Raw genomic sequence first — 14,048 nt, 5'->3', positions numbered from 1 at the left:
TTCATTATAATCTTTTTACAAATCTCAGCTAGTTCTTCTCGGATGCATAACCGAGATGTCTGTAGAACTCATGAGCACCGCTTCTGGATGCTCCCGAATTCAGTCTCATAAGAGCTATGTCATTCTCGTTAGCCCATTCTTCAGCCTTTTCTACAAGAGCCTTCCATATCCTTTTCCATGGCACTGCGGCAAAATTGCTATATTTTTGATTTCAAGAACATTATAACCCGCATCGATGACAACACATACCCCTTTGATTCCATCTTCTTCAAGAACATACATTGTACCTTTATCTAGTCATCCTTCATAGCACTTTTGATTCTGCTTAGAGATTCAGGGGTAATGCCCAGATATGTCGCAATATGTTTTTGCGGAGCACGGCTATATACATTTGGAAATAACTTTTTGAAATGGATATATCTCTCAGTAGCATTCTCGACCAAAAAGCCGTTCTCCCTATATAATTTATAACGCACTGAGCTCTCAAGAATAAGTATCCATAAATCCTTGAATGCTGCATTACTATGAATCAGTTCCCTCACTTTGGATGTCGCACAGAGCATAACGGTGGAGTCTTCCAAAGCCTCCCACATGCACATACGCTCTTCGTATCCAAAGAACCCTTCATCCATTAAGAGCGATCCTTCTATAGCAAACCCTCTGGTTATATCATTTCCGTCGCTATCAATATAATATGAACGTGCCAGACCGCTAAGCATTAAGCCACCATACTCGGTATCATCACCGACAGACGCAATTAAAGCTCCTTTGTTGATAACTCTAAAACTGGACATAGCGATCAGTTCACCGAGGACTTCCTTTTCTGCCGGTATGTTATACTCAACGGAAAGCTTCATCAATTGTTCAACTATGTAATCTTTATCCATTGTAAACCTTCCTTAATTATTGTGGTTCCCATACCCCTTGCTGCCTTATTCCCGTTTCTGCAGCTGCCGAAGTAAGCTTATCGATTTCAGCAGGCTCAAGACTAACTCTTAATGCATTGGCAAGAAGCTCTGCATATTTTTTCTTTGTTATACCGACTATCGGAACAGCGCCTTTAGCAATAGCCCACAAAATCGGGACCTGCGACTTATCTATACCATACTTCAAAGCTATCTGATTCATTAATCCCAGAAGCTCTTCTATTTTCTTAAACTTTCTCTTCGGAAAAGCCAGATTCCTCATTGAAAATGTAGGGAAATGATGATTGGCATTATATCTTCCCGCAAGCGCACCCTGTTCAAGAACCATATATGCATAATATGTTATACCTTTACTATTGCAGTAATCGATGATCGGCTGCTGGTCGTTCCTAAGCAGACTGAAATGATTCTGAACAGCCCCGAGTTTAAAACCTTCTTTAGATAGAACATCTTCTGCCATCTTTATATCCTGCAAGGATACGTTGGATATTCCGATAGACTTGATGCGTCCATCCTTCAGAAGAGGTATGGCATCCTTCAGATTTTCTTTAAGATTAATCGGTTTATGTATCCAGTAAAGATCAGCAAAGTTAAGACCGAGCCTCGTCATACTTTCCTCGAAGGATTTCTCCAGATCACCTGTTCTAAACTTCTTGTTAGGAAAATACTTTGTTGAGAGAAATATATCATCACCCCCTTTTATGAACTTCCCAAGAAGCTTTTCACAGGAGCCCATACCATACACGGCGGCCGTATCCCATTTGGTAAACCCGAGTCTTACAGATTCCTCGAAGGTATCCTTCAAAATTTTTTCATCATAATTCTGTCCGAATACCATTTTGGAGCCATTATTTCCCGGGCCCCATGCCCATGTACCTATCATCACATCTTTCATCATCAATATACCTCCTTCATTTCTTATGAAGACAAGATATCATTTATCGATAACTCTTGCATTGATGTATGTTAATTCATGAAGTTTTTTTCTTACGGTATTATGTTCTATCGTTTATCTCGACAAACTGGAATTTGCTTAAAATACTACCCTATCTTTAATCAATTCCTGGAGCCTTTTCATTTCACCTTGGGTAATTGTCACACCTTTTCCATATTCAGTATGATCAGATGACAAGGTGCGAATGTCATAGACAGGTTCTCTATCATCCCAACTGACATAGTTCAGTTCTTTTGTCCATCCGTTGTTTGACTGTGATATATCTCCAATGTGTTTATATATTTCGAATTTGAGTTTCATATCGTCCTCCACAAATTTCGATTTTTTAAGTTACGTTATATTCCGGTTTACTGTTCCAACGCTTTAAGATCAGATCTCTCATATTTGTTTTGACCTTTGAGGCTTTTCTTATACTTCCAGCATCTTATAGCATCATCCAGCGAAGCGCCTTTGTTATCTGCAAAGAAATCCCTGATATAGGTATTATACTCAAACTGTTTTCCAATAACGGTCTGCCCCTGCTTTGCTGTTCTTTTGATCTCATAATAAGCATCAATGGCATCACCATATGTTTTCCCGGAATTCGCTTTGAGCCATTTTTGAAATGTGACATTGAAAGAAAATGACTCCCCTATTTTGCTCTTAAAAAAGGCTCTATGAACCTCCGAACAAATAATGTTCTCTTCAATTTTACTGGCCTCTGTTATAGTGGTTATCTTTGCCTTTCTTTTAGTAGATGCTGTCCCCGATGAATTCTTGATTTTTCCCGTATCAAGATAGTATGCAATCCTTTCAGTAAGCTCTTGTTTTCCACCGGAAGCAGGCAACCCGTTATCGTGGCAGAACTTTACAAGTTCTTCCTTTAGGTAATAATATTCAAGAAAATCTTGTCTCTTTAATCCCAATGTTAGTGTAGGTCTTTCAGGCATACTGTCCTCCAATATTTTCTGGTATTATGTTCTATCGTTCATCCCGACAAACTTGAATTTATCGAGTTCTTTCACAAAAAAGAACAAACTACCAATCTATCCTTGATTTTTCTTATACTCGTCCATTTCAATATTTATAAAACTTGCAATTTTAACTTTGCATTATTAAATCACCATGAAATACGCAATCATATACTTTTACATCATTCAGGTATATTTGTAAATTTCATTAATTGTCTCACATACATAAACCAACTTATAGCCACCCATATAGAGGTATAGACCAAAAGAGGTATTATAACGGTAAATCTTGTAAGTATAAGTCCCGTTAGGATAGATACAATTATAAAACCAAGGAAAATCCACTTGGTTGCAATTTTCTCTTTTTCAGATACAATTTTTGCCTTTTTCAGCCCAATAAATCTAAGCAAAATAGATAGGATTAAACTAACCATCATTATAATAAAAGCAAATATACAATAAATCATAATTTCTATTATATCTAAAAAACCATTCACACCAAATCCCATTAACCTAAATACCGGTGTGAAATCAGTTCCATCAATATTTATATTATTAATACTATCTGCATCGGTATGTAATTCTCTAAGTTGTTCCACTCCAGAATTAAAAATATCATATGTATATCCAACCGAAAAATAAGAAAAAATTATAAATATAATAGTAATTACAATAATTCTGATTATTCCTTCTTTTTTCATAATATTTCCTTTCACTTTAGTTTCTTTTCCGGAAGTTCAGCATACATACCATTCAATAATTCCGAAATCAAATCCTTATCATCAAAACTATCAAATACATGCATCATAGTTTTCCTCCTCAAACACACATTTATCAATGCCCACGCAGGTCATTGTTTAAAAACACTTCCCATATTGATGTTTCAAATCCAACAGGAATATTTTTGAAGAACTGAATCTGATAGCAATGGTCTTCACCAGAATAATTCTTAAAGCGATAATTTCCGTACTCGAATATTTCAGGCGCTTCCTGTTTTATGACATAGATTTCTTCATCTGCTCCTTCTGTATTCACACGGCTATTATACCATTTTGACAACTCATCCTCGTTCATTTCACTCTTGATAAGTATAATTCCGAACCATTGCATACCATTTCCGTTACCTTGCATTTTCCCCGCAATAGAAGCAGAATCAAGCATCTCACTATTGGGCGGAATCGGGCATTCAAGCAATTGACGCTCCATCCCCTTTGCAATATGATTGTTGACAAAACATATTACTACATGGGATAGAACAATCATAATCAAAAATATTATAAAAACAGTACCAATTATTTTTCTCATTGAACTCTCCTTATATATACTTCTCAATCCCACACTGTTCTACAACCCTTTTTCCAAGAAGAGTAAGTGCCTGTCCAGGACATTTATTGACACAGCGATAACACATAGTACATCGGTCACTTGATACTGCTTTTTGATCCTTGATGGCAATGTTCTTCATCGGGCACAGCTTTTCACATAGTCCGCATCCAATACATTTATCAGTATCAACCTTAAGCTTTGAAGAATATCCCCTAGTCTTATGGCCAAAATATGCTCTCTGTCCCAAGAAACCGGCCAACCTGTACAAAGCACCTATACCTTCCTGTGTTGGATCGCCGGCTTTTAACCGCTTTACAGATTCTTTTATCTTCTGATCCGCCTGTTTTACAAGTTCTCTGTTCTTTTCAAGTGGACGCTTTAATGCCTTCTCATCTGCTATACTGTCCGGCATCTTAAGATGGAGTCCACCTATTACTTCAGCGCCATAGCATTGCAAAAGACGTCCGAGCATCCCTGAGCCATCACCGCTGAAAAGCCCCATCGTTGCGATTACGAAAACCTTCTTGTTCTTCCACAGCTCATTGTGATCTGAAATATAATCTCGCATGATCTTCGGAACTGTACTAAACTGAACCGGATATGCAAATATGATAAGATCCGCATCTGCTACTGCAGCTAATGCTTCTCTATCCTCTATAGAATATGCAACGGATTCTTTGTCATACTCTTTACAGAATAACTCCGCCGCATATTTTGAATTGCCCGTCCCACTAAAATAAATACCAACCATTTTTTACACCCCCGTAAGCAAATGTCTACCGAGATTTCTGTATACAAAATCAAACAAATGCATCTTTTCTTACCTATTAGGCAATTTTTCCGCCTAATATCATCTCATTTTAGGCAATACGGTTAAGACTCAAACATTATCCGATAAAACTTAGAAAAGCTCATCCAACAGAATAAAATAGTTTATCTTCTCCCAATTCGGTTCTATGCCGAGTGCTTCAAAAAGCATATCGGGATCAAAGTCAGGATAGACCTTTCCACCATATGTTCCATCAAAGTTATGCTTCAAACTACGATAACATAATGCGATATCATTCCATTTATCCCCAACACCGGTTCCTCCTACATCTATGAATCCGCTAATTTTTCCATCCTCTATAAATATTTAGGGCAATCAGAAATATCTACGCTCCAAAGCATTTTCAGAGCCTCTGCCAGTATATTTACCAACTTCTTCGGATGTTCCAGATAGAACTCACTGCATGACATTTCTCCGGGTATTCTGCTCATCAAAAGATACTGATAATTCTCATTCTTTTCAAAAGCTAAAGCCTTAGGAGCAGGGATTTTCCCCTCAAGCCAGTTCATCACCCGGATACTTGGTTCATCATCATAAAGTCTGCTATCCAATATCTTCAGCACACAGTCTTCAAAAAACATACTTTCTCCAATGTCTGCTCGTAGTTGGTATCAATCAAATTAGTCTCCTCACCCACCGCTTTGAAGCCGTCCGCAAACCTTTTATTTTCTGCCTTAATCCAGTCAATGGTTAAGTCCGAATCATCGAGTCTTTCCTCAATATCCGAAGCATGATTTCTTATCTCATCAAAATGTGCGTCAATATATTTATCCGTCATTACCAGGCAGATAAATCTTATATTTTTCAGATACTCTTCGCTGAAATCCTTGCGCCATTCATATGGAATATAGCAGCCTTCAACTATTAAACTTTGCTTATTCTCTATGGCAGTCTTAATCATCTCCCTGACTATTGGCCAGATATATATCGTCATCTCCTCATCATCGTTCGGTGTCAGCGATGTATTCCCGCTTCTAATCAGCCCCATCTTTAGATGATCTATCGAAATATATGGGATTTTATATTTTTCCATCATCCGCTGAGAAAGTAGTGTCTTTCCCGTATGGGATGCACCTGTAAGAATTATTATCATAATACCTCCGTCTGATGATGAACAGCAATAATGTGTTTCATCTTTATATATCCATTCTGAAAGTCCAGTTTCCAACAGATTTTCCCTTACATTCAAGGGTTTCTTCTTTAACAAGTGAGAATCCGTTTTTAGTATAAAATTCCACATTTTTCTTAGCATTGGTAGTTACGGTAATTAAGTTTCCACCATTTTCTTTTACCATAGGTATAAGAAAATCCTGTATCGCACTAGATCCGATACCCTGATTCTGGTATTCAGGGGCAACTGACAGGAAATACAAATGCCAGCGGGGATCCGAAATTTTTTTTACAACTATTTCAGTTTTATCTGACATATCCATAAATTCAAGGGTATCCTTAATACCAACTCGCGCTATAATACCTGCCATTCCGCTTACGGCATAATCCCAAAAGCCAACGGGTTTATCTGATGGCTTCTCAATTATTACAATAGACACAACCTTTCTGTCCAAGCAACCTATATAGCATTCATCTTTACGAATAGTTGCTTTAAATATTCCCTTCATAAGACGCTCATGGAAACTGCGAAGTTTTTCATCAGACTTAAAGCGGTCTTCGAAAACTCCCCAAAAAAGAGGATAATTAACAAAAGACTCAACGAAAACCTTTAATACCTCTTCTTCGTACGAGCTGTCATATTTTTTATATTCAACTTTATTCATTACCAACACCCCAATTCTAAAGTCATATTATCCCTACAAACCGCGATTTGTTATCACCAATAAATTACTACCATTTTTATTGTAGCACACCTTAAACCCAAGTAAAAGATTTATTTAGCATACTGCTGTGTTTCTTAACTACATTATGCTAGAAGATAATACATCAACAAACCTGAATTTATTATGCGGTTGTTGCCATATCCTTCGTATAATGTATCTATTTAACCAGAACGCAATTATATCGAACTACTTCCCCATCAGGATATTCAATAATACTTTTTTTCTCTGAAAATCCACATTTACGATAGAAATCAATCGAATCCCCATCCGTTTGAGCAATGATACTTTTTAGATTTTCCGATTCCATTACATGTTGTATCAGTTGTTTTCCAATTCCCTTACAACGGAAATTAGCAGATACAGCTATTCCAATAATCTCTGCAGCATCTGCTAAAAGTTTTAGGACTATCATGCCTGTTTTCCTGCCTAAATCTTCATATACAAATACTTTAATCGATGAATCAGATAAATAGTCTTCCATTTGTGTCTTGTAATCCCCATATGTAGGCTGGTACATACAGGAAGAATAGATTGAAAATGCCTCTCCCGACAGTAACCAATTCCCATCCTCGTATAATTCAACTCTCATAAATATCCTCATAAGTAACAATAGCAATTATGCTCACTTATTCCCTGTATTTCATACCTACCTTTGCATAATTGCACTACGTATCTCATCAATCTCTGCCCTGTCATTAAACCTATGCACTCTGCAAAGCCTAAATTGGTCGCCCATACAGCGCTGTGCCGAGGCAAAGTCGCTGAACATCATCCGTCCGCCATCTTCTTCAAGAAAGGGGGTGAGCTGTAAGGAGAAGAGCTGGTATCATCCCCACAAGAACAGTAATCACAGCGGGAGCCGGTCCCATCTTAGGCTCACTCATTACATTGCAGTAGCTATATAAGGCGCGACTTATCTGATCAAGCTGTTGCTCGTTCATTGTCCCGGCACCATGGGATTTTACTCTTCATCCTTTACACTGTATAATCCGATCTCCATTCTTTTCTCAAATTCATCTAACGGAAGCGGTTTATCAAAATAGTAGCCCTGAGCATACATACAGGAATTTTCTCTGAGAATATTAAGCTGCTCGACAGTCTCAACGCCTTCCGTAAGGCACTCGATTCCCATCTCGGAAGCCATGGCTGTTATGTGTTTGTAGACAACCGTTGCCGGGTTATATTTTTCAGCATGGCTCATGGGTAGAAGGCTTCTGTCTATTTTCATTACATTCCACGGAAGCTCCCTTATGATGTTTAAGGAAGAATAACCGACACCAAAATCATCAATAGAGGTATGTATCCCATTCTTCCTGAAATCTTCAACAAGATTTTTCAGTTTTTGGTAATCACCTTCATATGTAGTCTCTGTCAGCTCAATCTCGATATATTCATACGGAACATTATTTCTTTGCAGAACAATTATAATATCATCAAGAAGTTTCGGATTAACCAAATGCTTTCTCGAAAAGTTTACTGAAACTCTAACCGCATTTTTCCCTTCATCCAGCCATCTTCTTATATCCTTGCATGCAAGATCAAGCATGTAAAAATCAAGCCTGCAGATATCTGTATTTCTCTCCAGTATGGGAATGAATTCCATCGGCTGAATAGTTTTTCCATCCCAGATCCACCTGCAAAGAGCCTCTGCCCCGATGATTTTTCCGGTTTCAACATTTACCTTGGGCTGATAGTATGCCTTAAATTCGCCTTTTTCCAATGCCTCTTCAAAATGCCTGCGTACTCTCGAGACATTCTCTTTCATCTCAAGATTCTTAAGGCTTGCATAATACACATCACCCTTATCGGATGCTTTTGCGGCCTGGCACGCAGGCATAATCATCTCAACGATATTTCCCGGCCTCTCAAATCTGAATTCTTTCGGAATGACAAAAACTCCCACGTATGCAGATACCTCTACAGTGCTTGAAATCTGAGGATCATATCCTATGGATGCATTCTCCAAAAAAGAAATAACACTCTCTAAAAGTTCAGTCGGAAAGATTGCTGCGAAATTATCACCACCGACGCGGCATACTGCGCCCCTATCCGCAACCAAAGCTTTTACAGTCTCAAAATGAGCTCTCATCACCACGTCACCATGCTCTAAACCTATGTCGCGATTGATCAGAGAAAACTGTTTAAGGTTGTACATAATAGCAGTATAACCATATAAGCCACCCTGTCTGTTCATTTTTTCAAGATGACGGAAATAATACGCGAAATTAGGATAACCATTTCCGTCATGGTATGCCAGGATTTCTACAGCAGTCTGCAGCCGGTTACGGCCGACATAACTCATTAATGAACGTAAAACGATGGCAAGATATCGCTCTTCCTCTTCATCAAGGTCTTCCATATCTTTCAAAGAATAGGCTGTAATACGCACAATAGCGCCGATTTTAGTTATGATTTCTTTTTTCATCACTACTACTTCAGCCGGACCCTCATCAAAATCACAAAGTACTTCACCTTTGCCGTCTTTTTCATCTGTAATGCTTTTATAAAACTCCGTAACAACTTTGGTAAGGCGAAACGAACGAGCCATACGGCACAGATTGTCTACTAATCTTTCTCTTGAAAAGTGCTCATAATCAACCATTGAATCGATCATCTCAGCAAACTCTTTCAGGAACAAACCTCTTTTGTAAGTATTCATTTCAAGGTCACTCTCCTCTCTGCGCTGTGGCAATAATACATTCCCAGTTAAAACACAAAATATCCTCCCACAGAACCTGATTTGAAGCCTGTCCATTCACAAAGAAGTCATCCTTATCTTCCGGTTCCACAAATCCTCTGTGGGTTTCATATTGAACGCATTGCTTGTCTTGATACCACACTCCTGAGCCATCCGGAATGTATCCACGCTTGACATACATCCTCTGTGCTGCACCATAACTGTCACACAATCCAACGCCAAGGCATACATTGTCCGCATACTGGCTTGCAACCTGTTCAGCCGCATCCATCAATCGATTTCCAATACCTCTTCTTTGATACTTCTTCAGCACATTAAAATCAACAATGATAGGCCAGCCTTTATCCTTAAACGAACCCTCATTTGCACACATATACACATACACATAGCCAGCAGGACATCTTTCATATACTGCTGTTAAAGCTATGCATTTATTCTCAGAACGATCCTTCAATCTTGACAAATATCCTGCAATATCCGGATGCCAACCTTGGGCTGTAAATTCATCTGTAAAAACTTGGGCATCCGCACTTTCCATATCGCGGATGATCAGTTTATCGTCTTCGTAATATACCATTGTTTTTCTCCTCAGTTAAGGCCTTATTTCTTCAGCAAATCCCCATCGTACATAAAACTGAAATTTAACTATGTATCATATTCATTTTACCATATAACAAATTCAAGAAAAAGATATATTATTCTTTTTACCTTCTTTTTTTCTTACGCTTTCGCTTTAAAAATTTCTTGGTTTTTTTCTTCTTAGCATTCTTCTTTTTGGATTTCCTAGCTTTCTCTTTCCTAGCCTTTTCCTGCTCAGCCTACTTTTGTCCATATCTACAACAATCCTCTCTTACTATCACGTGATTTCTTTATAGTGCATCAAATGTATTCCGATATGCCCGATTCCCAGGATAACCCCGGAAACAATCACAACAAGGTTCATGGAATACAGTCCCAGGAAAAGAACCGCAATTACCGGAAGGGTAGCTCCTGCCACCGGGAATCCGGCAAAAGAACTGTACTGATTCTTTAATGTCCGCTCACTTCTGAAATATTTGATCCAATAGCACTCATAAAGAATCATAAGCACAAAAGCGGTGAAACACATAATGATCTTATCCTCATAGAACACTCTCTGAGGAAGCAGTTTTATATAAGGGTTAAGTGCCGGGAATATCAGGAGCGAGTAGCTTACCGACACTTCCCCTGCCCTTTCAAATAAAAGCAAGAGCTTGTTTTCTTTTTTGGCAGCCTCATCATATCCTTCCGGTTTAGCTTTCACTCCCCAGTATATATTAGGGATAAATAGCATCAACAGAAATACAAATCCCGTGATGCAAAAACCGAGCCTGTATGGTCTGTTCTCCCTAAACACCAAAGTGCTAATCCTGACACTGCTTAATATATCTCCATAATAAGATTTCAGTCTTCCTGCCATCAGATTGGGATTATCAAGATCGGTATGATAGGAACCATAAATACCCATTATCTTATCGGTTCCGCATCTGGAGTATGCATCTGTAAAGTTGGATACCATATATGATTCTCTTATGACAGATATGCCATCATGGTTAGAGTCATCCGACCGATATGCTATTCCCTGATCTATACATCTCTTCGCAAGACGATAATTCTCGGATTCCGCAAGGCCGTTAACATCAAGGTACTCCAGATATCTTGCCCCGGTAGTATCGTACTGATGACCCACATCCGTTCCATAGAACACTGTCTGCGGACATTGCTCCTTTATCTCATGAAAAAACTCATAATAATACTCGTTACCGCTCTGAGTTCCCTGAATTTCTTCAAACAGTTGATCTATGATCTCATCCGAGTCTTCCTGCATCCACAGATTAAGGAATTCTGCCGTAAAATACGGAAGTTCAACAAAAAGTGCCCGATAACCTTCATCGTAATACTCTTTCCATAATCCAAATTCGATATCGTAAAATTCCTTTACCCCGTGCGATTCACCGTAAAGTCGAATATTTGTATTCTCATCAGGACAAACATCTTTCCTGCTGTCCAGTATCGACAAAGAAAATCCAACAGTCACGACTATAACAAGCAATGAGAATGCAATTATCGTTTTAATTCTTTTTTTCGTCATCCTTATTCTCCCCAAAAACGTCTTTTGCTTCTTGACAGTTAGGACAAGAAACTGCGCTCACTTATTCCCTGTATTTCATACCTGCCTTTGCATAATTGCACTACGTATCTCATCAATCTCTGCCCTGTCATTAAACCTATGCACTCTGCAAAGCGGCAATGTCATTTTTCCGCTCTCATCTTCTACTTTAATGCTCACCCCCACACCCGAACGACAAGCTACCCTTACTATATCGGTAATGCTGTTAATCCTGATCACAGCTCCTCTTTTGATAAACAGATAATGTCTGCCAAGCCTAAATTGGTCGCCCATACAGCGCTGTGCCGAGGCAAACTCGCTGAACATCATCCGTCCGCCATCTTCTTCAAGAAAGGAGTTGAGCTTTTTTGAGGCTCCCACTCGATATCTGTAGGCGAGCCAGAAAAGAAAAGTAAACAAAGCAATTAATGGGGCGCCTACGACCACAGCCGTCAAGAGGCTCTCCCCTAGAGCTGTAAGGAGAAGAGCTGGTATCACCCCCACAAGAACAGTAATCACAGCGGGAGCCGGTCCCATCTTAGGCTCACTCATTACTTTGCAGTAGCTATATAAGGCGCGGCTTATCTGATCAAGCTGTTGCTCGTTCATTGTCCCGGCACCATGGGATTCCTGATTTAATTGTGACATCAGCTTTTTACCTCCTTTACAGACTCTCCTTAAGAATCTTTACAACTTCATCTCTGGTAAGAACCTTATAACCACCTTCAAGGATAAATGTTCCGTCAGCAATACCTTCAATCATATCCTCAGTAGCGCCAAGCTCAGATAAACTCATAGCAACACCGAGTTTTTTCATCCAATCCTCCATTGCCGCAAGACCAGCATTTGCCACATCCTCATCCGATTTACCTTCTGCATTAATTCCCCATACCTCTGTTGCAAACCTCTTAAACTTCTGAAGCCCGTATGGCATAATATATCTGTAATATGGCAGCGAAACTGCTGAGAGCGTCATTCCGTGTGTTGCATCTGTATATCCACCTGCAGACTGTCCAAGCATGTGCACCATCCAGTCAGTGCTCTTTCCTCTGGAGATAAGCGTATTAAGCGCCCATGTTGCAGTCCACATGATATTGGATCTTGCCTCATAGTCTTCCGGATTCTCGACAGCGATAAGTGATGAATGAATTACAGACTTCATCAAAGCTTCAGCAATGTAATCACTTGTGTTGTCATCATCCCCCGAAAAATATTGTTCACAGATGTGATTGAAAATGTCATAAATACCTGCAACCATTTGTCTCTTTGGAAGACTCATAGTAAATTTAGGATTCAGGATTGAAAACTTTGGCATAACATTTTCTCCAAATACATGTCCAATCTTCTGATGAGTCTCGTGATTGGTAATTACAGAACCAGCATTCATTTCAGAGCCTGTACCTGCCATAGTAAGTATGCATCCCACCGGAACTATCTCACAGGTCGGCTCCTCAAAACGAATATAATACTTCTCCCAAGGGTCCTCATCGCAGTGAACCGATACCGACACCGCCTTAGCATAATCGCAGCATGAACCTCCACCAATAGCCAAAAGAAGGTCAACATTATTCTCCTTTGCAATCTTAACACCCTCACGAAGCTTATCTACTGTAGGGTTAGGCATCACGCCGGCATATTCAATAATATTCTTTTCATTTGCCTTAAGAATCTCAACAACAGCATCATAGATACCGTTCTTCTTTACAGAACCGCCTCCGTAAATGAGCTGAACATTTTTTCCATACTTTGGAAGTTCATCATTTAAAAACTTTAAGGAATCATCTCCAAAATAAAGCTTTGTAGCATTCTTGTAACTAAAATTTCCTAACATTATATCCTCCTCCTTACTTTCTTTTAGTATATTGCATCTATAAAATCTTCATATGTTTTATATTTTATCACTATTAAAGTATTCATTCAACCGAGATTGCGATTTGTTTTTTCTGTTTTTGCACATAAACTGAATAGACATTAAGAGCTTCTGGGCAAATGTCCAGAAGCTTACTCCTTTGCTAATAATTTTAGTCCTACTATTCCGATAACAATTAAACCAACACATATTACCTGAGGTACTGATAGTTTTTCATTAAACAAAATGAAATTGTCAATATTGGTTGGCAGATTTCTTTGGGAAAATTTATCACTATGCCGCAACGGGCTGTGAATCATAGTATTTCCTGCGTTTAGCTGCAGGAGGGAGTCCTCCGTTAGCAGAGCAGATCCTTCGGTTGTTCCAATAGGACATGAAGTACCTCCAGATAACTGTTTTTAACTCTTTGACAGTCATAGATTTGGTATCATATCTATCGTAGAGAAGCTCCGTTTTGAACCTTGCCCACATACTCTCGCATCGAGCATTATCATGACAGCGACCACCGTCACTATTCATACTTTGAACTAC

The 14,048-nt window shown here is 39.0% G+C and carries 21 protein-coding genes; all 21 read right to left on the bottom strand.

From position 1 onward, the window contains the following. Positions 1–28: 28 nt before the first annotated feature. Positions 29–184: a GNAT family protein gene (locus L877_RS14255; RefSeq protein WP_207637231.1), complete on the bottom strand. Its 156-nt coding sequence runs from the start codon at positions 182–184 to the stop codon at positions 29–31. Then, positions 151–282, bottom strand: a complete 132-nt coding sequence (locus L877_RS14540) for a GNAT family N-acetyltransferase (protein ID WP_156922987.1) — start codon at positions 280–282, stop codon at positions 151–153. The genes L877_RS14255 and L877_RS14540 overlap by 34 nt, the downstream gene beginning before the upstream one ends. Positions 283–293: 11 nt before the next feature. Then, a complete protein-coding gene (locus L877_RS13430) occupies positions 294–887 on the bottom strand; it encodes a Crp/Fnr family transcriptional regulator (protein WP_051437691.1) in 594 nt (197 codons plus the stop codon). Positions 888–903: 16 nt separating this feature from the next. After that, complete coding sequence (locus L877_RS0105035) at positions 904–1,824, bottom strand: aldo/keto reductase (RefSeq protein ID WP_026835163.1); 921 nt, start codon at positions 1,822–1,824, stop codon at positions 904–906. A gap of 135 nt (positions 1,825–1,959) precedes the next feature. Further along, on the bottom strand, positions 1,960–2,181 hold the full coding sequence (locus L877_RS0105030) for a YdbC family protein (protein WP_034785125.1): 222 nt from the start codon (positions 2,179–2,181) through the stop codon (positions 1,960–1,962). A 47-nt stretch (positions 2,182–2,228) separates the two neighbouring features. Continuing rightward, positions 2,229–2,810 carry a DUF6434 domain-containing protein gene (locus L877_RS0105025; RefSeq protein WP_026835161.1) on the bottom strand — a complete coding sequence of 194 codons (582 nt, stop codon included), beginning with the start codon at positions 2,808–2,810 and terminating at the stop codon, positions 2,229–2,231. Between the two features lie 203 nt (positions 2,811–3,013). After that, positions 3,014–3,532 carry a hypothetical protein gene (locus L877_RS0105020; RefSeq protein ID WP_026835160.1) on the bottom strand — a complete coding sequence of 173 codons (519 nt, stop codon included), beginning with the start codon at positions 3,530–3,532 and terminating at the stop codon, positions 3,014–3,016. A gap of 133 nt (positions 3,533–3,665) precedes the next feature. Next, positions 3,666–4,136 carry a hypothetical protein gene (locus L877_RS0105010; RefSeq protein WP_026835159.1) on the bottom strand — a complete coding sequence of 157 codons (471 nt, stop codon included), beginning with the start codon at positions 4,134–4,136 and terminating at the stop codon, positions 3,666–3,668. 10 nt (positions 4,137–4,146) lie between these two features. Next, positions 4,147–4,908, bottom strand: a complete 762-nt coding sequence (locus tag L877_RS0105005; RefSeq protein WP_026835158.1) for an EFR1 family ferrodoxin — start codon at positions 4,906–4,908, stop codon at positions 4,147–4,149. 150 nt (positions 4,909–5,058) lie between these two features. After that, positions 5,059–5,196 carry a hypothetical protein gene (locus L877_RS14250; protein WP_207637230.1) on the bottom strand — a complete coding sequence of 46 codons (138 nt, stop codon included), beginning with the start codon at positions 5,194–5,196 and terminating at the stop codon, positions 5,059–5,061. Between the two features lie 86 nt (positions 5,197–5,282). Then, positions 5,283–5,567: a protein kinase family protein gene (locus L877_RS12230; RefSeq protein WP_051437690.1), complete on the bottom strand. Its 285-nt coding sequence runs from the start codon at positions 5,565–5,567 to the stop codon at positions 5,283–5,285. Further along, the gene (locus L877_RS0104990) at positions 5,543–6,193 is read right to left on the bottom strand and encodes a P-loop nucleotide/nucleoside kinase family protein (protein ID WP_341349134.1); all 651 of its coding nucleotides are present in this window, start codon (positions 6,191–6,193) and stop codon (positions 5,543–5,545) included. Before L877_RS0104990 ends, L877_RS12230 begins: the two co-directional genes overlap by 25 nt. After that, a complete protein-coding gene (locus L877_RS0104985; protein WP_026835156.1) occupies positions 6,123–6,761 on the bottom strand; it encodes a GNAT family N-acetyltransferase in 639 nt (212 codons plus the stop codon). Before L877_RS0104985 ends, L877_RS0104990 begins: the two co-directional genes overlap by 71 nt. A gap of 217 nt (positions 6,762–6,978) precedes the next feature. Then, positions 6,979–7,410, bottom strand: coding sequence for a GNAT family N-acetyltransferase (locus L877_RS13425; RefSeq protein WP_051437689.1), 432 nt, complete (start codon positions 7,408–7,410; stop codon positions 6,979–6,981). Between the two features lie 199 nt (positions 7,411–7,609). After that, complete coding sequence (locus L877_RS14070) at positions 7,610–7,762, bottom strand: hypothetical protein (RefSeq protein ID WP_156922986.1); 153 nt, start codon at positions 7,760–7,762, stop codon at positions 7,610–7,612. Positions 7,763–7,782: 20 nt separating this feature from the next. Continuing rightward, positions 7,783–9,480: an EAL domain-containing protein gene (locus L877_RS13420; protein ID WP_051437688.1), complete on the bottom strand. Its 1,698-nt coding sequence runs from the start codon at positions 9,478–9,480 to the stop codon at positions 7,783–7,785. Between the two features lie 7 nt (positions 9,481–9,487). Next, on the bottom strand, positions 9,488–10,096 hold the full coding sequence (locus L877_RS12215; protein WP_084554777.1) for a GNAT family N-acetyltransferase: 609 nt from the start codon (positions 10,094–10,096) through the stop codon (positions 9,488–9,490). 279 nt (positions 10,097–10,375) lie between these two features. Beyond that, entirely contained in the window at positions 10,376–11,629 is a 1,254-nt protein-coding gene (locus L877_RS14535) for a hypothetical protein (protein ID WP_341349133.1), read from the bottom strand. Between the two features lie 75 nt (positions 11,630–11,704). After that, complete coding sequence (locus L877_RS0104960; RefSeq protein ID WP_026835155.1) at positions 11,705–12,295, bottom strand: hypothetical protein; 591 nt, start codon at positions 12,293–12,295, stop codon at positions 11,705–11,707. Between the two features lie 16 nt (positions 12,296–12,311). Next, positions 12,312–13,478, bottom strand: a complete 1,167-nt coding sequence (locus L877_RS0104955) for an iron-containing alcohol dehydrogenase (protein ID WP_026835154.1) — start codon at positions 13,476–13,478, stop codon at positions 12,312–12,314. Between the two features lie 312 nt (positions 13,479–13,790). Further along, a partial coding sequence (locus L877_RS0104950; RefSeq protein WP_026835153.1) for an integrase core domain-containing protein occupies positions 13,791–14,048 on the bottom strand: 258 nt, incomplete at its 5' end.

The organism is Eubacterium xylanophilum ATCC 35991 (assembly GCF_000518685.1).
In the GTDB taxonomy this organism is placed as follows: Bacteria; Bacillota; Clostridia; order Lachnospirales; family Lachnospiraceae; genus Eubacterium_F; species Eubacterium_F xylanophilum.
Note: the sequence above shows the minus strand (reverse complement) of the source record. Positions and strands in the feature narration are given on the sequence as shown.

Coding starts and splice junctions, on each gene's coding strand:
- L877_RS14540 (WP_156922987.1), bottom strand. CDS start 282: ATGTATGTTCTTGAAGAAGATGGAATCAAAGGGGTATGTGTTGTCATC.
- L877_RS13430 (WP_051437691.1), bottom strand. CDS start 887: ATGGATAAAGATTACATAGTTGAACAATTGATGAAGCTTTCCGTTGAG.
- L877_RS0105035 (WP_026835163.1), bottom strand. CDS start 1,824: ATGATGAAAGATGTGATGATAGGTACATGGGCATGGGGCCCGGGAAAT.
- L877_RS0105030 (WP_034785125.1), bottom strand. CDS start 2,181: ATGAAACTCAAATTCGAAATATATAAACACATTGGAGATATATCACAG.
- L877_RS0105025 (WP_026835161.1), bottom strand. CDS start 2,810: ATGCCTGAAAGACCTACACTAACATTGGGATTAAAGAGACAAGATTTT.
- L877_RS0105020 (WP_026835160.1), bottom strand. CDS start 3,532: ATGAAAAAAGAAGGAATAATCAGAATTATTGTAATTACTATTATATTT.
- L877_RS0105010 (WP_026835159.1), bottom strand. CDS start 4,136: ATGAGAAAAATAATTGGTACTGTTTTTATAATATTTTTGATTATGATT.
- L877_RS0105005 (WP_026835158.1), bottom strand. CDS start 4,908: ATGGTTGGTATTTATTTTAGTGGGACGGGCAATTCAAAATATGCGGCG.
- L877_RS12230 (WP_051437690.1), bottom strand. CDS start 5,567: ATGTTTTTTGAAGACTGTGTGCTGAAGATATTGGATAGCAGACTTTAT.
- L877_RS0104985 (WP_026835156.1), bottom strand. CDS start 6,761: ATGAATAAAGTTGAATATAAAAAATATGACAGCTCGTACGAAGAAGAG.
- L877_RS13425 (WP_051437689.1), bottom strand. CDS start 7,410: ATGAGAGTTGAATTATACGAGGATGGGAATTGGTTACTGTCGGGAGAG.
- L877_RS14070 (WP_156922986.1), bottom strand. CDS start 7,762: ATGAACGAGCAACAGCTTGATCAGATAAGTCGCGCCTTATATAGCTAC.
- L877_RS13420 (WP_051437688.1), bottom strand. CDS start 9,480: ATGAATACTTACAAAAGAGGTTTGTTCCTGAAAGAGTTTGCTGAGATG.
- L877_RS12215 (WP_084554777.1), bottom strand. CDS start 10,096: ATGGTATATTACGAAGACGATAAACTGATCATCCGCGATATGGAAAGT.
- L877_RS14535 (WP_341349133.1), bottom strand. CDS start 11,629: ATGACGAAAAAAAGAATTAAAACGATAATTGCATTCTCATTGCTTGTT.
- L877_RS0104960 (WP_026835155.1), bottom strand. CDS start 12,295: ATGTCACAATTAAATCAGGAATCCCATGGTGCCGGGACAATGAACGAG.
- L877_RS0104955 (WP_026835154.1), bottom strand. CDS start 13,478: ATGTTAGGAAATTTTAGTTACAAGAATGCTACAAAGCTTTATTTTGGA.